The sequence below is a fragment of the Anabaena sp. FACHB-1237 genome (assembly GCF_014696225.1).
Lineage (GTDB): Bacteria > Cyanobacteriota > Cyanobacteriia > Cyanobacteriales > Nostocaceae > FACHB-1237.
On the sequence record NZ_JACJPV010000008.1, the window covers coordinates 60,521 to 86,952 of the forward strand.

Below are 26,432 nucleotides of genomic sequence, written 5' to 3' on the forward strand. Positions count from 1 at the left end.
ACCTCATACAAACGGAAGGTACTATGGTATCTTGCAAATGTCTATCTATTTGTCTATAAAGTTGTTAACTAGGAAATATCTGTTGTTTCATCTACTGATGTATCTAATGATGTATCCACTGATTCACTTATATTTTCATTTGTTAAATCCAGAATGCGACGGATAGGTAAGTTAGCAATTAAGGCAGTGGTGCGTTGATTACTTTCTAAACAAAATTCTAATTTTTCTATATCTACTTCTACATACCTACAGACTACTGTTAAAATTTCCTGACGCATTTTTTCTAGTGTTTGCGGATCTAAATCAGCCCGATCATGGGAGATAACTAATTGGAGACGACGTTTAACATCATTGCGGCTGTTATCGGCGCTGCGAAGGAAAAGTTTTTCTAAAATTTCCAAAATCATTGTAATTATGTTTAAGAAAAAGACTAGGGAGGGTGATAAATCTAAGGAAAATTGATTAACACAATAACTTGCAAAAATAACTTTCAAACTTAGGTTTTAATTTAGTTTCAGTTGATTTGTGAACAAAGTTAAAGAAAAAGTGACAAAAGTTAACCTACAAAATTTTTGACCACAATAATTTTTTCAAACGAGAGAAAATACTATTGTTGGATGTATCAAGATTGAGAAATTCAACAGTTTCTCCTTCTAATCTCCGGGCAATATTTTCAAAAGCTATGGCGGCCAGTGATGGAGTTTCTGATAATACTAAAGGTTCGCCTTTGTTCGTAGAAACTATGACTCGCTCATCATCAGGAATTACTCCAATCAGAGGAATGGCCAATAGTTCTTGTACATCATTTACTGACATCATATCATTGGCTTTGACCATTGCTGGTCTAATTCTGTTAACTATGAGTTGAATTTTCTTCACACCTTGGGCTTCTAATAACCCTACTACCCTATCAGCATCACGCACAGCGGATATTTCTGGAGTAGTTACTATAAGTGCTTCTTTGGCTGGCGCTGTGGCATTTTTAAAGCCCATTTCTATGCCTGCCGGGCTATCTATGAGAATATACTGGTATTTTTGCGCCAGGGCATTTACCAGGAGTTTCATTTGATCTGGTGTTACGGAGTCTTTGGCGCGGTTTTGGGCTGCTGGTAATAATACTAGGTTGGGTTGACGTTTATCTTTGACTAGGGCTTGTTCTAAACGACATTCTCGGGCTAAAACTTCTACTGCGGTGTAAACAATACGGTTTTCTAATCCTAGTAATAGGTCTAAATTTCGCAGTCCAAAGTCAGCATCTACTAAAGCTACTGATTTGCCAATTTTAGCTAATGCCATACCTAGATTTGCGGAGGCTGTGGTTTTACCTACTCCTCCTTTACCGGAGGTAATAACAATAATACGACTCATGATGATGTTGTATACGATTTAGAAGTTCACAAAATGAGATCAGACTTTTATTTGACTGATTTGACTACGAGAAAATTCATTAGCTTTGACTATATTTATTCCTGTGGTTGTGATATAAGCAACTTCAGGAAGGTATTGACTTGGTGGTGTTTCTGGTAATCTGGCAATGGTGTCAGCAATACGTAACTGTGTTGCTTCCATTTGCAAAGACATGATTAAACAATTATTGTTGCCATTAGCACCTGCATGGGCGACTCCTCGTAAGCGCCCCCATACTAGAATATCGCCATCTGCCACTACGATACCACCTGGATTGACATCTCCTAGGATGATTACTGTACCAGGATGACGAATTTCTACACCGGATCTGATGGTCATTTCCAGATATAATGGGTCAGCTAGGGCAGGAGTGGTGACAGGAAGATCGAAGTTCAGGGCTGTTTGCAGTTGAGTTTGTTCTACTGAATAACCTAGAGTACAGGCGGCGATCGCTGTTTGTCTACGACTAGTAGTTACAGATTTTAATTGTAATTGATATGTGCTTAAAGTTTCCTCTAATTCCTGTAATTGTCTGCTATCTAGTAATCTATCTTTGGCAATAAGATATAATGGTGTATCAGTTTGACGCAGGCGATCGCTGGCATTAAGTCTTTGTTTCATTTGTTGCCAAATCTCGTTCCAGTACAATTCTGATGACGGTATTTCCCTTTCTGTTGGTAAAATTAATAATAATTTGCCATCCTCACTTTTTAACTGTACTTGTATATTACTAGGAATCAGGTTTTCTGGTAATTCTAACTGAAATTGAGATTCCACTTCCATATTTTCTAACTCATCATCAAAATTTGCTTTTTCAACTGCTGAGTTACGCTCCAAATTTGCCGGTAAAGAACTTAGTTCTCCATTAGTTTCTCGATTTTCTACTTGATCATCCTTTTTCTGATTGGGTATATTTAAACTTAGCTCTGTTTCTAAGTTTTGTGGTGTATTTTGAGAGTTGGCATTCATTGGTGATTGGTGATTGGTGATTGGTGATTGAATGCAGATAGAATATATATACTATCATCTACTAACATTCTGATCTAGAGTGTGTCAGACAGCATAAATCAGGTAAATAAAAAGATACTTGCTAACGCACCCTACTAATGTACCGGATGCGTAAATTCTAAGAGTATTTTGTAGCCGTTAATCTTTGGTAAATTGTCGCTAAAGCATCAGCATTACCCACATTACCAGGAAATAATACCACTGGTAAATTAGGAAATTGGGGATGATCTTTGGCAGTAATTACCATAGAACAACCTGCTAAAATTTGTCCTAATAATCTAGCAGAAGTTAAAGCTAAACCTGTACTTAAAACATCGTTAGATGTAATACCTCCTTTACTAATTAAAAAGCCTATTTCTGATGGTAAACCTTGGACGATATCCATTAATAAAGCAGAAACTTTCGCACCAAAATCTAATCTTGTTTTCACATCTGTGAAAGTCAATTCTTGACGACTGGTATAAATTACTGGTGTTTTACCATCATCATGTACTTTCTTGATTTTTGCTAAACTTTCTTCTAAAAGTTCATTTTTGCTATTTTCTTCGGCATCAAGTAACCGAGAAACTGCAACTTCAATACCTACTGTTCCTGGAGTTTTTAATAATGATTCTAACTGTTGAGTAGTCTTTTTCACATGAGAACCAACTATTACCGCTCCTGGTTTACCGTTTCGCACATATTCCGCCATATTTTCCGATGGAATTGGTTGAGGAGGTAAAGCAGCTAAAGCTGTTAAAATACTAGCAGCAGAACGGAATAAAAAGCGTTTTCCTTGACTTGCCGCTTGGAGAATATCCGACGCAAAATTCTTAAAATCCTGTTGATTTTCGCCATCAACTACACAACATTGATTATCATGAAGTTGCAGTAATTTTGTTAAACTATTTTGGCGAATATCGGCCAATAAAAATCTAGTAACTTGATTTTCTGTGATCCGAGATTGAGTTTTTTCTTCCACATATTTGGGAAGATAACTGTAATTGTAACTAAAGACAGAATCACGAGCAAATTCTGTTTCATGTACTGGAGTGGGTAGACCATCAATGATTAAATAATGAATACTATCCCGGGTAATTCTTCCTCCTTCAAAAAATGCAGGTACAAGAAAATGCGCGTCAAATGGTCCTAGTTCTTGTGCTATCACATCAGTTTCTATGGGATAATGTCCCCGTAATGTGGAGTCAGAACGACTAACTACCAAAAAATCAGTAATTTGTTCTACTGCTAAGGCAATTTTCAGGTTATGACAAACTTCTCTAGTGACATTAGCTGCTGATTCTGGAGTCAGAGAACGAGTATTAGTTAAAATAAAGAAAATGGGAGCATTATCTTGTAATCCTAAACGTAAAGTTTCCACATCCCACTTCATTAATAATAGACAACTATGGACCGTTTGAGAACCAGTAGGATCATCATCTAAAACGACTATTTTGGGTTGGTTTTTGGGTTTATTTATGATTTGATTCATAGATTTATTTATGAGTAAGTTAAGGGTGGAAATTATGGTAAATAGTCTACATCTAAAATTTGCTCAATGGTATAAGGGCAAATTTGAGGAAAACATAGAGAAAAAGAATTGAAACCACTTTTTTTCTTGGCTTGTCATGCAGCATCTTTATAAATTTCATCCTGGGTGAATTATAGATTAAGGTTTACGAGGATGTTTGTAAAGTCTAAATTAATACGAAAATCGGCGATTAGAAATTGCGTCTACACAGGCAAAACCTGCCTACGTAAGTGGACTTTGTTTGTGTAGTAGTGAATTATATTCGTCTAATACCTTTAAAACATTCTCTAAGCTATAATTAAATTTTTCTTAGTTCTCCGATACAAAAAAGCCAACTAATGCTAACAAAAGTTCTCTTTTTCTTCCTGCTTTATCCTAGAAGTGTCGGCACTATCTAGTCCACAGACTAACACGGTTAATCTAACCGCAGTTCGACAAGCTCACTGACCACTTCTTTTTTTTTAAATTCGTTGCCGCGTTTAAATCTCTGTCACACTCAAAACCGCATTTACCACATTTAAACACTCTTTGTGATAGTGGTAATTGAGATTTTTTCTCTCCACAATCAGAGCAAGTTTTACTGCCAGGATAAAATCTATCCACAACTACTAACTTACTGCCATATAGTTATGTTTTATATTCTAACTGCCTTCTGAATTGATCACATCCCATATCCGCAATAGCTTTTGATAACTTACCATTTGCCAACATTCCAGATACATTCAAATCTTCTATCCCTATTACCGCGTGGTTTTTGCTGATACAAGTAGTGATTTTGTGTAATGTATCTTTCCTGATATTAGCTTCTGACAGATATCTTAATTCGTATTGAGGGGTGCATTTTGATACTTGATAATACCAAGGATGACAAGATTTAACTGCTGCTACTAACCATTTATGTAAATCTATGGCTGTGGGAAATTTAATCTTATCTTGAGGATTAAGTTTGTTATCTATAAGAACCTGTTGACATAATGCTAAACCTTGATTCCAAGCCTGTGTGGCTACCCCTGCGTGTTGTTCCAGTAGTAGTCTTTGTTGCTTGTTTACCTTGAGTTCGGTCTTGAATCCTAGTAGCATAAGGATATTTTACCACAAAGTTCCAATATTGTTACCATAGAGGTGTGACTTTGTACAGAAAGTATAAGTATGTAATTGTTAGTAATTGTTAGCTTTTTCAGCTACTGTTAATTAACCCCATGATGATTGTACATCTAAAACAATTTTTAATCATTGATTTAAAAATTTTCCGTATTCACTAGTTTGATTACTTACTTGTAAGGTTTGCAGGTTAGCTAAATTATTAACTAAATCTTGATTTTGAGCAAGTAAGTTTTTATTATCACGCAAAATACGTTCACTTTTCAAGGCACGAACTAAATCTTATCAAATCAGTTGTAGTGTAGATACAGCAGATTCCATCTAAATGACGTACACTATGAACACAGAAAGATGTATGTGTTACAAGGGTTTTATCATTAACATCTGTACCTCATAATAGCGGAAACTGCTGTGTTACCTGGTTTTTATCGTTAATGTTACTTTCGCTATTACCAGATGTGACAAGTTGATAGTTAGTATATATAGTTTAAATATTGTTATAATATTTTTAACTTTGATTTAAAATTATTTTAGATGCTGGGGAATAAGTAAATTTTCCCCAGAGCGACCTAGGCATCGCCCTAGAACCATAATAACGGGACTTAAACAAAACATCATGAATTATCAGAATCAGGTTTTTAATTACTTCATCCGTGAGTTGTAAATAAAAGGTATAATAACCCAAGTTGCTATTTATAACCATATTTCTTTATATGCGCGTAGCATAACGTAAGCGATGCCCTAAAACACTCCTTCGATGGCAGAGGGTTTTCATTGTCGAAAATTTAGCAGAAGAAAGAGTAAAACTTTTACTTTTATTGCTGGTTTATTTTGTTCTTAAAAGTAAATATTTTATTTTCTTATTAGCTATTTTTACTGATTTTTCACATAAAAAACCTCTGATTGCTTGATTGACAATAAGATTCCGTATCATAGGATTATTAAATAGGAAATAAAAACATGAACATGAACATTAGCATATTATTAATCTTAATAATTCTATTATTAGGATTGTGCCTTTATAAAATTTATAATTATTATCTATTTAGTAGAACAAAATTAAAAGTTAAGAAAATTGTCAATGATATTGACTTAATAGAAATGAACCCTGAAGATGTGAGCAATTATGACAGATTTATTAAAATATGGAAAAAATCTGGATATATTGAACCTAAAGAATTTGTAAATAAAGGATATTATCATCGTATATTAAGAATATGTGAAGAAAACTCTAGCAATGTTCAATCTTGGCAATTGTTCAAAGAAGTTTTCACAGAATGTTTAGTTTTCTTAGAAGATGCTGAACAATCAGAAACCTTGAAATTATTGATGAATATCCTTAGCAAAGAATTTAATAATCCACCAATTAAGGAAAAAATCATCAGAATTGTGATGCTGTTGATTCATAAAAATAAAGCAAAAATGCAATTTATCAGTCATTGGTTTTCCAGAACCATAATGATCTTAGATAATATCGCGCCAAACACCTATATGATTGATCTACCAGTAAGAATTTATAATTTGGCTAAATATCATAGGAGAACTAAAGTAAATATTGATCTTATCTCTTTGGAAATTTTGGATAATGGTTTCAAGATCACTAAAAATACAATTATTCATGAATTTTCAGAATTATTTGAAATCTTTTTGCAAGCAGTAGAAAACCATGAGGCGCAAATTTCAATAAACTTGCTACCCAGAAAGTTGTTAATTTATGATTTTGATGATTTGAGAATGTCAGATATCAAATATTTACAGAGTTGCTCTTATCAATACATAAAGATTGAAGATGATCTGAAAAAAGTTGATAGTGAAATCACCAAAACTGAGTTTTTAATCAATATGCTTGAAAGGTCTGGGTTAGATCAATATCAGAATAAGATAGATAGATATCAAAGACATCTCAATCTACTCAGTGATACAAGTTTAAAAGGAACTTATGTCAAAAATAAAAGTTCTCAATTTATGCAAGACTGTATGTTAAGTATATATTTGGGAAATATTGAACCTAATTTACTTAATTTGGAAAATAAAACAGCTAGTTTGGACGATAAGTACGAATCCCTACAAAAAGACTATGATTTTTTCCAAAGTATGATAGAGCAATGTAATCAGATCGAATATCAATCACACGCCATTGTTTAGACAATAACAGGAGTTACGCAACTGGCACATTGGTAGGGTGTGGTTCGACAAGCTCACCAACTACGTCAGACAGCATAAATCATGTAAATAACCAAATTGTTCATATCTGACGCACCCTACAACAGGTTTTTTAGTGTGACACTTGCGTAAGTCCTAAATAAATTTTAGATCCCCTGGGTATTAACCCTCTTCCATTAAACTGGGAATCACCCAAATAATTTCCTAATTTTGAAATCCAGATGTGATAAAGGTTTGAACATTTTATTACTAACAAAATATGGCGAATATTGAGAAATATTAATAAATCGCCAAAACCCTTGTTAAATAAACGTTTCAAATTTTGCGTTACCTAGAGTCATGGAAGAGGGTTAAATGAATATTTCTGGGGTGAAACTTCCATGCAGGCCATAAGGAATATGATTTTTCAAATGCAATGTGGCCACTGCACCTTTTTCTAAATCTCTAGCATCTAAAATCACTACATCTGAACAATTATTTTCTGCATTATATACCACTGTAATTAACCAACCATCATCTTCTGCTGAAGAATTAGCACGAGGAATAAAAACGGGTTCTCCAGTAAAACCTCGTGGTGCTGCACTCCAAATTTGTCTTTTTCCTGATGCTAAATCTACCTTAAAAATGGCTTGTAAGGGGGCATTTCCTATGTCATAATGTGTCGCAGACGTATAGAGAAAACGATAGGGTTTACCGACGTTATTAGGGTTAATGGTGGGAAATTCTACAGAACGTTTATCTATTAACTGACTTTCTACTTTGTCTTGGGATAAGTTAATAGTAAATCTGTATAGTTGTCCTGGTGAATTATTGTCAAAGTTAGTATAACGATAATCGCTCTTTGGTTCTACAGTTGTTAATGATTCATAACAAATGGAGTCTACTATTAGTTCATTAGCAACTTCAAAAGCATTGACATGATGAAAAATAAAACCTGCTTTGGTTTCTAATATTTGCATTTTATCATCTTCACTTGTACTATGTCGAGGAATAATGATAATTTTGCTAGGTTGATATTTTTGCAGTTTAATACATTGGGATGCACTAGATATTCCTAATAAAAAAGGTATGGGATTAAAGTTGACAGGGTTTTGAAAAAAGATGCAGTATTTTTCTGTAATTAAAAAGTCATGAATGAAGCAAAAACCAGGAACTTGATAATTTTTCTTACTCTTCATTTCACCACTTTGGTTAATTTCAAAGATGGTAATTGTGGTTTTTAGTCCTGGTTTAATAGCAAAGTTCACTAATGTGCCATTGGTATCAATGCGGGGATGGGCACTAAATGCTTCTTTCTGGGATAAACTACCATTAAAATACTCATTTCCTATGGTTTCTAAGGTGTATGGATTGAGTAAATAGGGTTCTGCTGCTTCCCATAATGCTAGGAGTTTCTTACCCCAATAAATTACGTTTGTGTTAGCAATATGTTTGATTCTCAAGTCGAATATATTTGCTAATAAACCTCCGGGTTTTTGTGTACCAAATACTCCCCGATACAGAATTTTACCTGCTTTTTTTTCGGCTAAATATCCTTCTGTTTCTACAAATTTGTTGCGATAATGGGCGCGTCCATTGATAAATGTTATTTTATTAATCATACCATCACCATCAAAAGGATGTGGCAATATTTCGCCGTTTATATCTAATAAACCTGGTCCGTTTCTAAATAATGTCCCGTGCAATTCTGGAGGTATTTCTCCGGTAATATTATCTATCCAGTAATCATATTCTTGTTTTTGTGATTGATAGCCTTTTTGCCAATCTTCTATGGTGTAAGATATTGGTAAAGCTTGATTTTTTGTTGTTTTTTCTTGTGGTTGTAAATTTGTCATGGTTGTGTTTTTTGATAAGAGAATTTTGCCGTTAAGTTGTTCAGATGAAACGTTTATTTTCTATAAATTGTATCATAATTATATCGCTTTTTCTCCACAGGCCATAAACATGAACATTAATATAAATGGATGGGGAGATTGCAAAAATTTATCTATGGCGTTAATGGTATTTTCTGCTTCGGTTTTTGATAGCATTCCTAATTTAGATAGATGTAATAAGTGTTGGGGTTTAAATTGTTGTAAAAATGGTTCTATTCCTAGTTCTTGGCTGTGATAATTGATGGTTTGTAAATCAATTTTGCTAAAGTTAGCTATTTGTAAAAGTTGGGTAAATTTCCTAGCTAAATAGGGATCTCCTCCTCGTTTAATTTGAAATTCTATAGCTTTTTGGTTGATCATTTCAAACTCAGGAAATGTGGGGTTTGTTAACATCATCATCTGTCTATCACCACCAATTAGGACTAGTTTACCTCCTGGTTTTAAAATACGCCATGTTTCTTTAAAAGCGATTTCTGGTTGAGAAATATGTTCAAATACTAAGCGAGCGATCGCTATATCAAAACTATTTTTTGGTAAATTAGTATTGAGTACAGAACCTGGGACAATTTTTAATCTATTTTCACAGTAGTTTTGTAAATACTTTTGCGAATATTCAACTAAAACAGGATCAATTTCTAAAGCTGTAATTTGACTATGGGGCAGCAAATTCAACAGTTGTTCTGTATAAAATCCTGGACCACTACCTAATTCTATAATGGAAATTTGATCTTGCACACCAAAATATTTTAATGTCTGGGCTTCTTTTTCCCAACTTAAAATAACTTGTGAATGCAATCTCTCAATTTCTTTTTCTACAGTGATGTTCTGAATACTCACATTATAAGAACCTGAAACTGTCATAAAGTCTCAACTTTGTTATATTGTTTTATCCACCTAATACTTGATTATTATTTGGTTTATTATCTGAAAAATTATTATCATCAAGTCTTGGTTCTGGTAGCCATTTTACAAATAAAACTGGCAATAAATTACTACCATTAGCAATGATAATCAATAACCACAAATAATCAAAATTATGTTCTGTAATACCTAACCATTGCATGATTAATGATCCTAAACCATAGGATACTGTACCACCTAAGTTAAGGATTGACATTAATAAGGCAAAAAATGTGGCTTCAATGCCAGGAGGGCAAAGTTTAGTGGCTAATACTAGCACTGGCATAAACACAATTTGCCCAATGACAGCAATAATTAAATTGTCACCTAAACTAAACCAGTGATCATCTATTCCTAGCATTCTATTAGTATGGGTAACTAATATTAATGTTGTCATTCCTAATGATGTGCAAATTAATATTCCCCAAGTAAATATGACTTTGAACGGAATTTTTTTAAAGTATTTTTGGAAAGCCCACACTCCTATCAAAGAAGCTACACTTGTCACTAACCTGACTCTACCTAAAAATTCGGGATCAAAATGTAATTCGTTGGTTGTAAAGTAAAAAAATGCTGATTCAGAACTGGGGGTAGAGTGCCAAAGAAAGATAAATAGAGTCGGTATCCAAATAGATTTTTGGGTGATTCCTTGACCAATTAACTGTATTTGTTGTTTAATACTGGTATTGTTTTTTTTCTCTTCTTTGTTAGTAGGATTTTCATTAATTAACAACCCTACTGATGAAATAATTAGGGGAAATATTGCGGTAATTAAAAAAACTGTGCGGGTACTAAAATATTCTAATAATAAACCACTGAAATAGGCAGTACACAAACTTCCAATGGCGTTACTACCCCAGGATAAAGACTGTAAAGATCCTATTTTTGCATCTGATTCTAATCTTGCTCTTTCGACTACAATAGAGTCTATTATCACATCACTAATGGCTACGGAAATGGACGATAGTAAAATCATGATGGTGGCCATCCCACCATCATGAACAATAGTAGCTAAACTGATCCAAGCTGCTGATCCTAATATTCCCGAAAGAATAATATAGGGTTTGCGATGGTAGCCCAGTATGGGTAAGCTATCGGATATAAACCCATAGAAGGGTTTAATCATCCAGGGTATGGTAGCGATTCCTATTATGACGGACATTTGCGCGGGACTGAATAATAGTTCGTCTTTCAGGAAAAAACTAACGGCTAAACGAGATAGTGATAATACACCTTGGATAAAGTAAATGGTAATAATTGCGATTAATTCAGGACTAGGTTCATTCCCTAGCAGGATTTGTCTGGTTAATGCGTGCTTAACCTTGGATAAACCAGGGTAATAATTTAACATTCTTGATAATTTGATAAATTGGTGTGACTTTTGGACATTTTCGTTTTATGAACTTTTCTTATTATACAGGTTTAGGAAGTTAAGAAATCACGAATACGACTTAATCGGGAAATATCTCCGTGGTAAACTTGTAAATTTAATAATATCGGACTGACACCTTGACACTACTTGACACTACTTGACACTATTTGTAGGGTAAACTATAAAGCTAACGCACCCTACATATCTTTCAACAATCAAATATTAACGTAAATTGCCAGTTAGATGAAGCAGGGTGCGTCAGAATCTTAAAATTGGTTTAAAATTGGTAATTTTAACCTAAAAACCTAAATTATTCTGTCTGACACACCCTACAACAGATTTTTTAGTGTGACACTTACGTAAGTCCTAATCAAATGAAGAATCAAATATAACCTGTGTCAGATAGGGGCGCTGGTGTAACTTGGGTTAGTAGCAAATATTAAGTAATATTACAAAATTTGGAAAAATATTGAGAAATTGTACACCTGACAAACATAGCTCTAAGGTAGAAGGTATATCAGAAAATTGAGGATCATCTCATGAATAGCAATAATATTCAAAACTATCGGTTTGTCTGTACATTAACTTTTGGTGATATTTACGGTCAAATCGTTATTTGGCTAATTACTATTACTATTAGTTTGGCTTCGGCTTTGGCATTGATGGGTGCAAGAAGACCAGTTTATGCTCTGGCTACAGTAGGTCTTGTGGTGCTCCTATCTTTACCTTTCTTGCTGTTTACTTTTGTCACTACTTTATTAAATCATATTGAATTAAACGTTATAGAACCAGGTACAAAATAAAGAATAGGTGATTGGTCATTGGTCATTGGTCATTGGTCATTGGTAAAATAATCTTCCGACTCCTGAGTCCTTGATATACTAACCTAAAAATATGCTAGAACATGATGTAATTATTGTTGGCGGTGGCTTGGCTGGATGTCGTGCTGCTTTAGAAATTGCTCGTATCAATCAGAATGTAAGTATTGGGTTGGTAGCAAAAACTCATCCTATCCGCTCCCATTCTGTAGCTGCTCAAGGTGGTATGGCTGCATCTTTAAAAAACGTGGATGATACGGATAGTTGGGAGGCTCACGCTTTTGATACTGTTAAGGGTTCCGATTATTTGGCGGATCAGGATGCTGTCGCTATTTTAACTCAGGAAGCTCCTGATGTGGTGATTGATTTGGAACATTTAGGGGTGTTATTTTCCCGTTTACCTGATGGGAGAATTGCTCAACGGGCTTTTGGTGGACATTCACACAACCGCACTTGTTACGCTGCTGATAAAACTGGTCATGCTATTTTACATGAGTTGGTTAGTAATCTGCGCCGGTATGGTGTGCAAATTTACCAGGAATGGTATGTAATGCAACTGATCTTAGAAGATGGTCAGGCGCGGGGTATGGTGATGTTTAACCTTGTAAATTCCAGGGTTGAGGTGTTACGAGCTAAGGCGGTGATGTTTGCTACTGGCGGCTATGGTCGTGTATACAATACTACTTCTAATGATTACGCATCAACGGGGGATGGTTTAGCCATGACTGCTTTAGCTGGTTTACCATTACAAGATATGGAATTTGTTCAATTTCATCCTACTGGTTTATATCCTGTGGGGGTGTTAATTTCAGAGGCGGTGAGAGGGGAAGGGGCGTATTTAATTAATGCTGATGGCGATCGCTTTATGGCAAATTATGCTCCTAGTCGGATGGAATTAGCTCCTAGAGATATTACTTCACGAGCGATCGCCTATGAAATTAGAGCAGGTCGTGGTGCTAATATAGATGGTAGTCATGGCGGACCTTTTGTATATTTAGATTTACGTCATCTGGGTAAAGAAAAAATCATGAGTCGTGTTCCCTTCTGTTGGGAAGAAGCCCATCGTTTAGTAGGGGTAGATGCTGTGACTCAACCGATGCCTGTACGTCCGACAATTCATTATTGTATGGGTGGTATTCCTGTGAATACTGATGGTAGGGTACGCTATGACGAAGATAGTTTTGTAGAAGGTTTTTTTGCGGCAGGAGAAACTGCTTGTGTATCTGTCCATGGTGCGAATCGTTTGGGTAGTAATTCACTGTTAGAATGTATAGTTTATGGTAGAAGAACAGGACGAGCGATCGCTGATTATGTCGAAAATCGTCCTCTACCAAATGTTAATGAACAATATTACATTGATCTAGCTGAGGCAAAAATCAAACAGCTAATACAACAACCAGGTAAATATAGAATTAATCAAGTCCGTCAAAAATTCCAAGACACAATGACAGAATACTGCGGAGTTTTTCGCAGTGAAGAACTGATGAACCAAGGTTTAGAGAAAATCAGCGAACTAAAACAGCAATATGCAGAAATTTACTTAGATGATAAAGGTAATAAATGGAACACTGAATTAGTGGAAGCACTAGAATTAAGAAGTTTAATGGTAGTGGGAGAAACAATTTTGACTTCAGCATTACAACGCCAGGAAAGTAGGGGCGCACATTTTCGAGAAGACTTTCCACAACGGGACGATAGTAAATTTTTACAACATACAATGGCTAGATATTCTCCTACAGGAATTAATATTGAATATCGTCCGGTTACAATTACAATGTTTGTACCCCAAGAAAGAAAGTATTGATAGCTGTTGTGCAGTCAGCTATCAGCCGTGAGCTTAAAAAATTGACTGCGTATAATTTAATGTTAAGTTAAAAGTTATCAGCCCTTTTCGCCATCTGTTACCTAATGTCTCGTGTTTATCCTCGCCGTCATCGGCAACTTGAAAGTTTTGTCCAAAAATTAGGTTTGTCCCTTAACATACCTATTAAGTGGGAATTGTTAGACTTAGCACTCACTCATCCCACTGTTTCCGATTCAGCCAATTATGAACAGTTAGAATTTGTTGGTGATGCTGTAGTGCGATTAGTAGCGGCAGTGGTTTTATGGGAACATTACCCTGATTGTTCTGTGGGTGATTTTGCGGCTATCCGGTCAGTATTGGTGAGCGATCGCATTCTTGCTCAACTTGCCCGGGAATATGGTTTAGAATTATACTTACTAGTTGCTGGTAGTGCCACTGCTGATCATATTGGCCAAGAATCACGGTTAGCAGACTCTTTTGAAGCTGTATTAGGCGCACTTTATCTGAGTACAAATAATCTTAATCTGATTCGTCCTTGGTTAGATCCTCATTTTCGCACATTAGCTAAAGAAATCCGTCTTGATCCGGCGAGACTTAATTACAAAGCAGCCTTACAAGAATGGACTCAAGCACAATTTAAAGTATTACCGGAGTATCGCGTGGTGGAAATTAATCAACCAAATCATACTCAAGAGCGCTTTTTCGCGGAAGTGTGGCTACATGAGAAAATGTTAGGACAGGGTAAAGGACGTTCTATCAAAGCGGCGGAACAAGCAGCAGCAAAAGAGGCATATTCAGCAATTAATAAACAAATTGATAAACAAGCAAATAGTCAAGAATCAATGATCTAAAATCAGTAACAAATTAGAAACAATTGTTTGACAAAATGGGTAAAATTAACTTATCCTGATAATTTTGAAGCAAATATTCATCTTTGTTGATTAAATAATGATAAACAAAGAAGATTAGGAATCGTGGGTAGTAAAGAAACTTTAATTTTTGATGAAATGTTACCTAATCCTTTAACATATTCCTATGGCGTTGCTGAACTCAGGCATGAAATTGAGAAATTCAAAATTGCAAACCTTATTTGAAACTTTGCGTCAACAGTTTGGTTATTTACATGATTTATACTGTCTGACGTGGTTGGTGAGCTTGTTGAACCACACCCTACCAATGTACTAATTGGGTAAGTTCTGATAAAAGTGGACAACCAGTAAAAATCAAGTAGTTTCAGGTAGTTTCAGATCCCCGACTTCTTTAAGAAGTCGGGGATCTAAAATTACTTAACGTTCACCCAAAAATCCGCAGTTTTCACATTACCATTACGTTGAAATTGTAACCACATTTTATAAGTTCCTGCTTGGGGAAATTTAGCATGAAAATCTATTTCTCCTGGAGCAGAATCTTTCATCCCATGAGAATGAATATAATCAGCATTAGTTAAAGGAGATGAACTTTTAATAGTCACTAAATGCGCCTTTTCTCCTAAATAGGGTTGTAAATCTTTAATAGGTTGATTTTTATTATCTACTAACTTAAATTTTAACATGATATCTTTACGAGCTTTTAAACTAGCATTATCAACATTTAGAGTTACTTTAGTATCAGATAAAGTTTTAGTTTGCTCGAATTTTTCTAAACTTTTAGGTAAAGGAATTGTACCTTTAATGCTAGTTTTCATTACCGAAACACGCTCATTTGATTCCGCAGGTTTATAATCACTAAATAATGTATATTCTCCCCCAGCAGGAAAAGTATATTTTACCTGAAAACTGCCATTGCCATTATTTTTATAATCTGGATGTACATGATCAAAAAATCGTAAATCATCACTAACAATAATTAAGTGCATGATTTTTTCTTGAAATTTATCAAATTTATTAATCGCTTTACCTTGAGTATCTGTAATATCAATTATTAAATTTACTGGTTTATTAGGAGTAACATCTTGAGGAATATTCAATTTTGCTTGAGTATTTATAGACTTTTCTTCTTTTCCTTCTTGATGATTTTGATGTTGGGAATGTTCATTATTTTCAGATGTTAGTGATGTAGAACTTGTAGGGCTTGAATTTGGAGTTAAATGTTGATTATGATTTGCTGTATGAGGTGATGTTGTGATTGCAGTTAGAGGAGTTTTTTGAGAACAACCTTGAATTAAAGTTAAAAGTGTAATTACAGAGATTCCTAAAAGTGAATTTTTCATAGTGATAAAGATTAAGGTACTAAAATACTGATTCCTTGTAGGGGTTTAGCAGTGCTAAACCTGGATGCTGTTAAATTATCGGATTTTTTGCTTCATCATATCTTTTTTTTGCACATTTGTCAATAAAGCTATATCAATTAAAGGTAATTTAATAGTAACTGTTGTACCTTGATTTAAACCTAAACTATGTAAATAAATTTTACCTCCCATTAATTCAATTAAATTACGAGAAATAGCTAAACCTAAACCTGTACCTTCAAATTTTCTCGTAGTTGTACCATCAACCATGACAAAAGGTTTAAATAATTTACCCTGTTGATTAGCTTCAATTCCTATTCCTGTATCTTTAATGATTACTGATATATAAGGTTTATAATCCATTAAAGTGGTTTCTGTGGTAATGGTAATATTGCCTTCATCTGTAAATTTTGTAGAATTACTAATAATATTAATTAATACTTGTTTGAGTTTCATCACATCGGCTTTTATTGGTAATGGTTTATCACCGATTTCGCAGATTAATTGTAATCCTTTTTTCTGAACATTGACGGATTGTAAATTAATCACATCTAACAGTAAAATTCGCAAATCTAAAGGTGTAATTACCACAGAAAGTTTACCAGCTTCAATTTTAGAAATATCTAATAAATCATTGATAATTCCTAATAAATGAACTGCGGTTTCATCTGCTCTTCTTAAAAATTCTAATTCCTCTTCTCGACTATCGCACAAACCTTCATGTACCAAGCGTACTGAATTAATAATAATATTCAAAGGATTTCTTAATTCATGAGATGTGGTAGCTAAAAATTCACTTTTTAATTGATTAGCTGATTTTGCTTCTTTCCAAGCAATTTCTAATTCTTCAGCCCAACTTTTTAACCTTTCTACCATTTGATCTAATGCTTGTGCTAATTGATTAAATTCTCTAATTTTAAAGTTACGGGGTATAGGTTGTGCTGCATGATGACTATGCAAATTTACCGCATAATCTCGCAACTCTTCCACTGGGTTAGCTAAATAAGGAACTAAATAAAATGATGCTAATAAACTTGCTGCTATTAACCCTACAGTTAGTACAATAAGAATTAGTTTAAATTCCTCAATTCCCCATAGAGCATTCTGAATAGTTGTTGCTGCTAAAATAATCCATTTTCCTGGTTTTTGCGAGTTAAGAGGATGATAAATTGCTGTATAACCTACAACTAATTCTTGATGATCTTGAAAATATAAAATTGCTGAGTTATTTTGCCCAGAAATAGCATTTTTCAATAGACTTTTGATTTGCTCTCCATCAGCATTATTATAGATAGAAGTACCAATTTTTTGGGTTAATGGATGAGCTAATATTTTACCATCTTCGCTAATAACTATTAGTGAACCAGTAAGTGAACCTGGATATTTTTCACTTTGTTGATATAAGGTAGTTTTCAGAAGTAAACGATAAGCTAAATTTCCCCGACGGTTAATTACCGGAATAGAAAATAGTAATTGTAGTTTATTTTCATTATTTTTTTGACCTGTTTTTCCTTCATTGATGGATAATATGACTTGAGTATTAATATCAGTATCAGCAGGATTAATGTTTTCATTGTTAGGTAATAAATTGGTGGAGGCAATTTGTTGATCACCACAACTACTAGCAATAATATTGCCTTTTTTGAAATTAATTAATTGCAAACAATCTATTTTATCGGGTTGTTTCTTTTGCAAATCAATGAGTAATTCTTGAAGTTCTTGTTCAGAACCAGACTGCATAATTTTTAGTTTACTATTAGCAATTAAATTTGTTTTCAAATTAGTAATATCATCACGAAGTTTTTCACTTTTAATAACGGCACTTTCTGTTAAATTTTGTCTAGCTATATTTAAAAGGCTAGAACGAGCTTTATTGAGAGCGACAATTTCCCCTATCAATAAAACCGGGAAAAATACTAACAGTATTCTGGTGACTAAAATTTGCCGAAATGAAGATTGACTAAAACTGGCCATCTATGATCTCGCTTTGTGTCTGCAAACTATAATATTTACAATTAATAACCCAAGTTGCTAGTTATTAATTTTGGGAGATTTTGTAGTCTGTAGGGTGCGTCAGACAGAATAATTTAGGTTAAAATTACCAATTTTAAGATTCTGACGCACCCTACTTCATCTAACTGGCAACTTACGTTACTAATTCAATTTATGAATTAAAACAAATTAAAGGCATAAAAATGCTGATAACTTAATAAAATAGTAATGAAAGTTAGTTGTATGAATTTTGCCATTTATCCAGAACAATATCCAAAATATGAACAATATCCTGGGAGAAAAATGTTGAAAAAACGTCCTCATACTACAGTGATTTTAGCCATGAGTGCAGATGGCAAAATAGCAGATTTTGAGCGATCGCCTGCTCGTTTTGGCTCAAAGAATGATAAAATACACCTGGAACAACAAATTGCTGCTTCTGATGCTGTAATCTTAGGTGCTGGTACTCTTCGTGCTTACGGTACTACATTAACTATCACTCAGGCAACTCTCTTGCAACAGCGAATTTCAGACAATAAGCAACCCCAACCAGTTCATATAGTGATTTCTCATTCTGCTAACCTTGATCCGGACATTAAATTTTTTCAACAACCGGTAAAACGTTGGTTACTGACTACTTCTATTGGTGCTTATTTTTGGCAAGAACGTCAAGAATTTGACCAAGTTTTAATATTTGAAACAGTCAAGGGAGAAATTGATCTGGTTAATGCTTTAGAATATTTAGCAAGTTTAGAAATTTCCCGTTTAGCTATTTTAGGAGGTGGTAATTTAGTTGCATCTTTTTTAGAATCTGATTTAATAGATGAATTATGGTTAACTATTTGTCCCTTAATTTTAGGAGGTAGTATCGCTCCTTCTCCTGTAAATGGTACAGGATTTTTAGCTGATTTTGCTCCTAAGTTACAATTACTAGAAGTATCTACAATTGAGCAAGAAATTTTTATTCGTTATTGCTTAAAAAGAGATCCTGAAGTTACTTTGATTTCCACAAATATAAACAATGATTAAACCACATAAATCTCATTATTCCATTGTTTGGATTCAGACTATTGCTGATATTCCCCAAAGTGCTTGGGATGCTTTAGCTACACCTTTAAAAACTCCTTTTTTAGAGTGGAATTGGTTACATAATTTAGAAGTTTCCCATAGTGCTACAGCTAATGCTGGTTGGTTGCCAAATCATTTAATTTTATGGCGAGAAAATACCTTAATTGCAGCTGCACCTTTATATTTAAAAGGTCATAGTCAAGGGGAATTTGTATTTGATCATCAATGGGCAGAATTAGCTTTTCGTTTGGGAATTGAATATTATCCTAAGTTATTAGGAATGACTCCTTTTACGCCAGCAGAAGGTTATCGTTTTCTGATTGCACCAGGGGAAAATGAGGAAGAAATTACCGCAATTATGTTACATGAAATTGATAGTTTTTGCATGAAACATAATATTTCTAGTTGTCATTTTCTCTATACTGATCCCCAATGGCGGCCAATGTTAGAAAAACAAGGTTTTTCCACTTGGCTACATCATAGTTATATTTGGAAAAATGATAATTTCACCAATTTTGATGATTATTTACAGGTGTTTAATGCTAATCAAAGGCGTAATATTAAAAGAGAAAGAAAAGCAGTAGAAAAAGCAGGTTTAATTTTAAAACCAGTCACAGGAGAGGAAATTTCTAAATCTATGTTTTCGTTGATGTATGATTTTTATGCAGATACCTGTGATAAATTCGGTTGGTGGGGAAGTAAATATTTGACTAAAAGATTTTTTGAATTATTGCATCATAATTATCGTCATCGTGTGGTATTTTTTGCGGCTTATAGTGAAGCAGAAAGACAAAAACCTATGGGAATGTCTTTTTGTTTATTTAAGGAGGATCAACTTTATGGACGTTATTGGGGTAGTTTTCAAGAAATAGACTGTTTACATTTTGATGCTTGTTATTATGCACCAATTGAATGGGCGATCGCACATAATATTCAAACTTTTGATCCTGGTGCTGGTGGCCGTCACAAAAAACGTCGAGGTTTTCCCGCAACTCCTAATCATAGCCTCCATCGCTTTTATAATAATCGTTTAGGGCAAATTTTGCGATCGCACATTTTACAAGTTAATCAAATGGAACAACAAGAAATAGATGGTATAAATGCTGAATTACCATTTACCAATAAGTAGTTGCGCTTCAGTACGAATTAGGGCTAAAGCCCAACTACAAATATTTTTTACTTTCCCATCAATGTGTGATCTGATCCTGCAATCTAAAAAAGTATTAAAATATTCTTTTGTTAATCCTTGTTAATCATAACTATGAACTTATTACTTGACGATTTGACTGCTATTGATCATAAACTTTCTCAGCGTCATATTGACCTTGATCCCAGTGGTTATTTTATCATTTACATTGACCGTAATGAACGCTTAATTTATGCCAAGCATTTTACTAATATCATTGATGAACGGGGTTTATCTGTAGATCCAGAAACGGGTAAGGTTATTCCTGCACGGGGTAAAGTAGAAAGAACTCATACAACGGTATATAGTGGACGCACAGCTAAGGAATTATGCGTGAAGATTTTTGAAGAAACTCAACCCTGTCCCATTAGCTTTTTCAATCATGCTGCTTATTTAGGTCGTGAATTTGTTCGCGCTGAATTAGCTTTGGTATCAGGGCAAGAGTATATTCAAGATTGAGTCATAATGGCAATACAATAGAATAAAATTATAGGTGATTCTTTGGTTATAATAGTTTTGTAATAGTGATTAATCTATTTATCTATTAGACATCTGGTAAGAATTAAATTTGCCTCACTTTAAACCCTTGTAGAGACGTTCCATGGAATGCCTCTACAATCTTTTTCACCAGATGTCTATTGATCACCTATCACTTTTATTCTACCGCATATTTTGTTTTTTCTCAGCTTTAGGATCTCTATTAGCTACAGCTGCTAATTCCGCATCCATTAAAGTTTTACCCGTTGCTGCTAAATAAACATCATCTAAACTAGGCCGAGATTGGGCAATTCCAAAAATAGGTAAATCTGCATTTTTTAATGCTTGCTGAATAGTAATTAAGGCATCATTTTGTGGTGTGACAACTAAATTTAAAGAGTTACCTTGGGCATGATTAATAATAATTTCCTGGACAAAAGATAACTGTTGTAAAATACTTTTGGCTGTATCCGCTTCTGCCATTGGTGAAAATTCCCTAATGCGTAAAGTTATGCGATCGCCTCCCACCTGATTTTTTAATTGAGAAGGTGTACCACTAGCAATCACCACACCTTTATCTATAATTGCTACTCGATCTGCTAAAGCATCAATTTCTTCTAAATAATGACTGGTTATTACCACTGTAGTTCCTGCATCCCTTAATTTTCTTAGAAATTCCCACACCACAAAGCGGCTTTCAATATCTAAACCTACCGTTGGTTCATCTAAAACTAATACATCCGGTGCATGAAGTAAACCAGCAGCTAAATCTAAACGTTTACGTAAACCGCCGGAATAAGTACCAGTTTTCTTGTTGGCATATTCTTGTAAACCTAATAAGTCTAAAACTGCATTAACGCGATCTTTAATTATGCGTCGAGGAAGATGATAAAGATCCGCTTGTAATTCTAATAATTCTTTACCAGTTAGCATTTTATCTAAAGCCACTTCCTGCGCGACATAGCCCAATTTTTGCCTAGCTAACTTAGGATTATCCACAACTGAAATACCCGAAACCTCTATCTTACCAGCATCAGGAGTAGTTAAGGTACATAAAGAACGAAGCGTAGTAGTTTTACCAGCACCATTAGGACCAAGTAAGCCAAAAATTTCCCCTGGTTGTACTTGAAAAGAAACATCCTTAACGGCTTCTACTTTCTTGTAGCATTTTTTGAGATTTTCAATGAAAACGGCGGCTACCATAACTGCTATAACCCTAAATATACAATTCTTAATAATCTATCTTTATAATATTGTAGGAGTTGCAGGTGAACTAATTGTGAAAATTTATAAATTTTTATAAATTTTCATAAATTTCTGTAAATTTTATAGATCAGTTCCAAGATCAGATTGGGGGATATCGGTTAAAAAGCGATCGCTTTTTATAGCTTTTTACCAATTTTACAGCAGTTTGCGTTATTATGAGGTACAGATGTTAATGATAAAACCCTTGTAACACAGGCATCTTGCTGTGTTCATAGTGTACCTCATGTAGATGGAATGTGCTGTAAATTAATACAAGATTAATATAAAGATTGTATCCATTCCCATTCCTGGTTTAAACCTGAACGCAAAGATACCTGGGGTTGATAACCTAAAATACGTTGTGCTTTAGAAATATCAGCCGCAGTATGACGTGCATCCCCCAGCATTTTTTCTATATAATGTCGTTTAATTGGTCTACCAACAACTTCTGCCATCGTCTCCAAAACTTCTGTTAAAACCACATGACTACCACCACCAATATTAAAATTTTCTCCCACAGCATCAGGTACAATAGCCGCAGCTAAATTAGCAGCCACAATATCAGCGACAAAAGTAAATTCTCTAGTTTGTTTACCATCACCATAAACGGGAATTGCCTGATCATTTAATACAGCTTTCAAAAACTTATGAAATGCCATATCAGGCCGTTGTCTAGGTCCATAAACTGTAAAATATCTCAAAGAAACATACGGTACACCAAAATTTTTATAGTATATGCGACATAGATTTTCTGCGGCCAATTTCGTAATACCATAAGGTGATACTGGCAAAGGTGTAATTTCTTCATTAGTAGGTAAACTTTCCGCATCACCATAAATACTAGAAGATGATGCAAATACTAATCTTTTCAGACTTTTAGCATCCTTAACAGCCTCTAATAAAACCTGAGTAGCGTTAATATTCCGTTCTGTATAAGCTGCAAAACTTTTACCCCAACTTGACCTAACTCCTGCTTGCGCTGCTTGATGATAAATAACTTCCACATCTTCTAAAAGTGGTTGCCATTCTAATGATTGAATATCACCTTCTATTAATGTAAAATTTGCTAAGTTTTGAAAATTACTAATATTTTTCCACTTGAAAAAAGGATCATAATAATCATTAAATTGATCAATACCAATTACCTCATTTCCTTGTTTTAATAAAGCCTCTACTAAATGAGAACCTATAAAACCAGCAGCCCCAGTGACAATGATTTTATTCATGTTGTTGATATTTTATAATTTTGTTTGATACTTTTCCCTAGCCTAATCATAACAAATCATAGCTTATTCTCGCTCAAGATAGATTTTTTTATCCATAGCTTTTGAAGAAATCAATGATCTATCGTATGATCAAAAACACGACAAAAATTTACAGTTTCATAATTACGAGGATATCAGTGAAAGTTTTAGTTATCGGTAATGGGGGACGTGAACACGCTCTTGCGTGGAAATTACTACAATCAGATAAAATTAAGCAGGTTGTTTGTATCCCCGGTAATGGTGGTACTGCAACTATGAAAAATTGTCAAAATATACCTTTAGCACTAAATGATTTTGCGGGTATTAGTAAATTTGCTATAGAAAATGCTATATCTTTAGTAGTCGTTGGCCCTGAAGTACCTTTAGCAGAAGGTATTACAGATTACTTAAAAAGTTCTGGATTAAGAGTATTTGGTCCGAATAAGGCAGGAGCGCGAATAGAAGCTAGTAAGGCTTGGGCAAAAGAATTAATGGTTAAAGCAGGAGTTCCCACTGCTAAAGCCGCAGTTTTTACAGAAGTTACTCCTGCAAAAGAGTACGTTAAATCTCAGGGCGTACCCATAGTTATCAAAGCTGATGGTTTAGCTGCTGGTAAAGGAGTTACTGTAGCAGAAACCTTAACTCAAGCGGAAAATGCCATTGATGCTATTTTTGATGGCCAGTTTGGTAGTGCGGGAAGTTCAGTGGTAATTGAGGAATGTTTACTAGGAGAAGAAGTATCAGTTTTAGCTATAACTGATGGGATCTCCATTCGTCCTTTATTACCTGCTCAAGATCATAAACGTATTGGAGAAGGTGACACAGGTGAAAATACAGGAGGTATGGGTGCTTACACTCCTGCGCCTATTGCTACACCAGAATTAATGGAACGGGTACAAATTGAGGTATTAGAAAAAACTATCACAGCTTTACAAGATCAGGGTATTGACTATCAGGGTATTTTATATGCTGGGTTAATGATTACACCTGATGGCGATTTTCGGGTTTTAGAGTTTAATTGTCGCTTTGGTGATCCAGAAACTCAGGTAATTTTACCAATGTTAGAAACGCCTTTAGAAGATTTAATGTTCGCTTGTATTGAAAAACGTTTAGGAGATATGCCTCCTATTGTTTGGAAACAGGGTTTTTCCGCCACTGTGGTAGCTGCTGCGGGGGGTTATCCTGGTAATTATGAAAAAAATGACCTAATTACAGGTTTAGCCGATGCAGAAGGCACAGGAGCCAGGGTATTTCATGCTGGTACAAGGTTAAATGAACAAGATCATGTGGTGACTAATGGAGGTAGAGTATTAAATATTACAGGAACAGGTAGGGATTTTTCGCAGGCGATCGCTCAAGCATATTCAGGTATTGCACAAATTAAATTCAATGGAATGTATTATCGTCGAGATATAGGTCATAGACTGAAAAAACAGTAGGAGTCAGGAGTCAGCAGGGGTTTAGCAGTGCTAAACCCCTAGTACCGCAGGGCGGAAGTCATGCATTCAAAAGTCATGTATTCAAAACGAAGACAGTATAGGCTTTTGGACGATTTAGAATGGTTGGTTTATTTACGCCAATCTCTCCTAGAGGGACTCAGTAGTCAGTATTTGTAAAAGTTAATAGCTGATTACTGATAGCTTACTTAAAAATTCAACACCTTAGCTGCTGTTTGTACATCTTTATCACCACGTCCAGAACAGTTAATAATTATTTTTGGACTACCTGTAAGCTGTGGACAAAGAGTTTCTAAATAAGCGATCGCATGGGAAGTTTCCAAGGCTGGTATAATACCCTCTAACTTAGATAATCTTTGAAAAGCATCTAACGCTTCTTTATCCGTCACGCTATAATACTCAGCCCTACCAATATCCTTCATATAACTATGTTCCGGTCCAACCCCAGGATAATCTAAACCAGCACTAATGGAATGAGGTTCAATTACCTGTCCATCCCCATCTTGCAACAAATAACTCATAGAACCATGTAATACTCCTATGCGTCCCTTGGTTAAAGTTGCAGCGTGTTTATTAGTATTGACACCTTCACCAGCCGCCTCAATACCAATTAATCGTACCGATCCTTCTCTGACAAAATCATGAAACAAGCCCATAGCATTAGAACCACCACCCACACAAGCCATGAGGATATCTGGTAAACCTCCCCATTTTTCCATAGCTTGGGCGCGGGTTTCCTCGCCAATAACTGCATGAAAATCTCTAACCATCATTGGATAAGGATGAGGTCCAGCTACAGAACCCAGGATATAATGGGTACTTTCCACATTTGTTACCCAGTCACGAATCGCTTCTGAAGTAGCATCTTTTAATGTACCTGTACCAGCTTCTACAGGACGTACTTCCGCATCCATTAAACGCATTCTAAACACATTCAGGGCTTGACGTTCCATATCATGGACACCCATATAAATTACGCATTTTAACCCAAAACGGGCGCAAACTGTAGCTGTCGCTACTCCGTGCTGTCCCGCACCTGTTTCAGCAATAATACGCTGCTTACCCATACGTTTAGCTAACAATACCTGCCCTAAAGCATTATTGATTTTATGTGCGCCAGTATGGTTTAAATCCTCGCGTTTTAAATATATTTGTGGTCCAGTACCATCAGTCCGAGAATAATAACTAGTCAGACGTTCCGCAAAATATAAAGGTGTCGCACGTCCTACATAATCTCGCAATAATTCTTGTAATTGCGCTTGAAATTCCGGATCTCGACGATATTGCTGATAAGCTGTTTCTAATTCAGCCAAAGCAGGCATTAATGTTTCAGGAACATATTTACCACCAAAACGGCCAAAACGTCCTAAATTATCAGGAACAGAAGTAGTGGTAAGGCTAGGAGAAAAGGGAGTAGTAGTCACAGATTAACTTTTAGATAATATCACCAACCTAATTTTACCTAAATTTGGCACAATCGGGAAATCACTAGTACCGCAGAGCGGAAGTCATGCATTCAAAACCAAGACAGTATAGACTTTTGGACGATTTAGAATGGTTGGTTTATTTACGCCAAGCT

At 34.9% G+C, this 26,432-nt stretch carries 23 protein-coding genes and 1 pseudogene; 9 read left to right on the forward strand and 15 right to left on the reverse strand.

The window, feature by feature from the left end:
* Nucleotides 1-68: 68 nt before the first annotated feature.
* From minE to H6F32_RS06095, 7 genes are all read right to left on the reverse strand, one after another.
* Nucleotides 69-407, reverse strand: coding sequence for a cell division topological specificity factor MinE (minE, locus tag H6F32_RS06070; RefSeq protein WP_190368438.1), 339 nt, complete (start codon nt 405-407; stop codon nt 69-71).
* 154 nt (nt 408-561) lie between these two features.
* Nucleotides 562-1,368 carry a septum site-determining protein MinD gene (minD, locus tag H6F32_RS06075; protein ID WP_190368439.1) on the reverse strand — a complete coding sequence of 269 codons (807 nt, stop codon included), beginning with the start codon at nt 1,366-1,368 and terminating at the stop codon, nt 562-564.
* Between the two features lie 39 nt (nt 1,369-1,407).
* Complete coding sequence (gene minC / locus H6F32_RS06080) at nt 1,408-2,376, reverse strand: septum site-determining protein MinC (protein ID WP_190368440.1); 969 nt, start codon at nt 2,374-2,376, stop codon at nt 1,408-1,410.
* A 157-nt stretch (nt 2,377-2,533) separates the two neighbouring features.
* On the reverse strand, nt 2,534-3,886 hold the full coding sequence (locus H6F32_RS06085; protein WP_190368441.1) for a four-carbon acid sugar kinase family protein: 1,353 nt from the start codon (nt 3,884-3,886) through the stop codon (nt 2,534-2,536).
* A gap of 459 nt (nt 3,887-4,345) precedes the next feature.
* Nucleotides 4,346-4,528: a zinc ribbon domain-containing protein gene (locus tag H6F32_RS20445; RefSeq protein ID WP_313926474.1), complete on the reverse strand. Its 183-nt coding sequence runs from the start codon at nt 4,526-4,528 to the stop codon at nt 4,346-4,348.
* Between the two features lie 24 nt (nt 4,529-4,552).
* Nucleotides 4,553-5,005, reverse strand: coding sequence for a helix-turn-helix domain-containing protein (locus H6F32_RS06090; RefSeq protein ID WP_242031065.1), 453 nt, complete (start codon nt 5,003-5,005; stop codon nt 4,553-4,555).
* Nucleotides 5,006-5,155: 150 nt separating this feature from the next.
* Nucleotides 5,156-5,293: a hypothetical protein gene (locus tag H6F32_RS06095; RefSeq protein WP_395939577.1), complete on the reverse strand. Its 138-nt coding sequence runs from the start codon at nt 5,291-5,293 to the stop codon at nt 5,156-5,158.
* Nucleotides 5,294-5,986: 693 nt separating this feature from the next.
* Here H6F32_RS06095 and H6F32_RS06100 point away from each other — a divergent pair.
* Nucleotides 5,987-7,171, forward strand: a complete 1,185-nt coding sequence (locus H6F32_RS06100; protein WP_190368442.1) for a hypothetical protein — start codon at nt 5,987-5,989, stop codon at nt 7,169-7,171.
* 368 nt (nt 7,172-7,539) lie between these two features.
* Here the strand turns inward: H6F32_RS06100 and H6F32_RS06105 are convergent, their stop codons facing one another.
* The 3 genes from H6F32_RS06105 to H6F32_RS06115 form a co-directional block, all read right to left on the reverse strand.
* On the reverse strand, nt 7,540-9,024 hold the full coding sequence (locus tag H6F32_RS06105; protein ID WP_190368443.1) for a carotenoid oxygenase family protein: 1,485 nt from the start codon (nt 9,022-9,024) through the stop codon (nt 7,540-7,542).
* Between the two features lie 78 nt (nt 9,025-9,102).
* The gene (locus H6F32_RS06110; RefSeq protein WP_190368444.1) at nt 9,103-9,924 is read right to left on the reverse strand and encodes a class I SAM-dependent methyltransferase; all 822 of its coding nucleotides are present in this window, start codon (nt 9,922-9,924) and stop codon (nt 9,103-9,105) included.
* A 25-nt stretch (nt 9,925-9,949) separates the two neighbouring features.
* Nucleotides 9,950-11,314 (reverse strand): folate/biopterin family MFS transporter, encoded by a 1,365-nt coding sequence (locus H6F32_RS06115; RefSeq protein ID WP_190368445.1) that lies wholly within the window; start codon nt 11,312-11,314, stop codon nt 9,950-9,952.
* Nucleotides 11,315-11,874: 560 nt separating this feature from the next.
* Between H6F32_RS06115 and H6F32_RS06120 the strand changes: the two genes are divergently transcribed.
* The 4 genes and pseudogenes from H6F32_RS06120 to H6F32_RS20450 form a co-directional block, all read left to right on the forward strand.
* Entirely contained in the window at nt 11,875-12,138 is a 264-nt protein-coding gene (locus H6F32_RS06120) for a hypothetical protein (protein ID WP_190368446.1), read from the forward strand.
* Nucleotides 12,139-12,229: 91 nt separating this feature from the next.
* The gene (locus H6F32_RS06125; protein ID WP_190368447.1) at nt 12,230-13,957 is read left to right on the forward strand and encodes a succinate dehydrogenase/fumarate reductase flavoprotein subunit; all 1,728 of its coding nucleotides are present in this window, start codon (nt 12,230-12,232) and stop codon (nt 13,955-13,957) included.
* Between the two features lie 104 nt (nt 13,958-14,061).
* Complete coding sequence (gene rnc, locus H6F32_RS06130; RefSeq protein ID WP_190368448.1) at nt 14,062-14,808, forward strand: ribonuclease III; 747 nt, start codon at nt 14,062-14,064, stop codon at nt 14,806-14,808.
* 36 nt (nt 14,809-14,844) lie between these two features.
* A pseudogene (locus tag H6F32_RS20450) lies at nt 14,845-15,006 on the forward strand (gfo/Idh/MocA family oxidoreductase); the annotation flags it as partial.
* A gap of 233 nt (nt 15,007-15,239) precedes the next feature.
* Here the strand turns inward: H6F32_RS20450 and H6F32_RS06135 are convergent.
* Together H6F32_RS06135 and H6F32_RS06140 are read right to left on the reverse strand one after the other, a co-directional pair.
* Nucleotides 15,240-16,166 (reverse strand): hypothetical protein, encoded by a 927-nt coding sequence (locus H6F32_RS06135; RefSeq protein ID WP_190368449.1) that lies wholly within the window; start codon nt 16,164-16,166, stop codon nt 15,240-15,242.
* A gap of 75 nt (nt 16,167-16,241) precedes the next feature.
* Nucleotides 16,242-18,158, reverse strand: coding sequence for an ATP-binding protein (locus H6F32_RS06140; protein ID WP_190368450.1), 1,917 nt, complete (start codon nt 18,156-18,158; stop codon nt 16,242-16,244).
* Between the two features lie 321 nt (nt 18,159-18,479).
* Between H6F32_RS06140 and H6F32_RS06145 the strand changes: the two genes are divergently transcribed.
* From H6F32_RS06145 to H6F32_RS06155, 3 genes are all read left to right on the forward strand, one after another.
* On the forward strand, nt 18,480-19,205 hold the full coding sequence (locus H6F32_RS06145; RefSeq protein WP_190368514.1) for a RibD family protein: 726 nt from the start codon (nt 18,480-18,482) through the stop codon (nt 19,203-19,205).
* On the forward strand, nt 19,198-20,373 hold the full coding sequence (locus tag H6F32_RS06150; protein ID WP_190368451.1) for a GNAT family N-acetyltransferase: 1,176 nt from the start codon (nt 19,198-19,200) through the stop codon (nt 20,371-20,373). The genes H6F32_RS06145 and H6F32_RS06150 overlap by 8 nt, the downstream gene beginning before the upstream one ends.
* Before the next feature lie 132 nt (nt 20,374-20,505).
* Nucleotides 20,506-20,889, forward strand: coding sequence for a DUF4346 domain-containing protein (locus H6F32_RS06155; protein WP_190368452.1), 384 nt, complete (start codon nt 20,506-20,508; stop codon nt 20,887-20,889).
* A 201-nt stretch (nt 20,890-21,090) separates the two neighbouring features.
* Here the strand turns inward: H6F32_RS06155 and H6F32_RS06160 are convergent, their stop codons facing one another.
* Both H6F32_RS06160 and H6F32_RS06165 read right to left on the reverse strand, forming a co-directional pair.
* Nucleotides 21,091-22,110 carry an ABC transporter ATP-binding protein gene (locus H6F32_RS06160; RefSeq protein ID WP_190368453.1) on the reverse strand — a complete coding sequence of 340 codons (1,020 nt, stop codon included), beginning with the start codon at nt 22,108-22,110 and terminating at the stop codon, nt 21,091-21,093.
* 320 nt (nt 22,111-22,430) lie between these two features.
* The gene (locus H6F32_RS06165; protein WP_190368454.1) at nt 22,431-23,378 is read right to left on the reverse strand and encodes an NAD-dependent epimerase/dehydratase family protein; all 948 of its coding nucleotides are present in this window, start codon (nt 23,376-23,378) and stop codon (nt 22,431-22,433) included.
* A 176-nt stretch (nt 23,379-23,554) separates the two neighbouring features.
* On the opposite strand from H6F32_RS06165, the gene purD reads away from it, so the two are divergent.
* Nucleotides 23,555-24,835, forward strand: coding sequence for a phosphoribosylamine--glycine ligase (gene purD / locus H6F32_RS06170; protein ID WP_190368455.1), 1,281 nt, complete (start codon nt 23,555-23,557; stop codon nt 24,833-24,835).
* 206 nt (nt 24,836-25,041) lie between these two features.
* On the opposite strand, the gene trpB is transcribed toward purD, so the two are convergent.
* Nucleotides 25,042-26,277 carry a tryptophan synthase subunit beta gene (gene trpB, locus H6F32_RS06175; protein WP_190368456.1) on the reverse strand — a complete coding sequence of 412 codons (1,236 nt, stop codon included), beginning with the start codon at nt 26,275-26,277 and terminating at the stop codon, nt 25,042-25,044.
* Between the last annotated feature and the right edge of the window lie 155 nt (nt 26,278-26,432).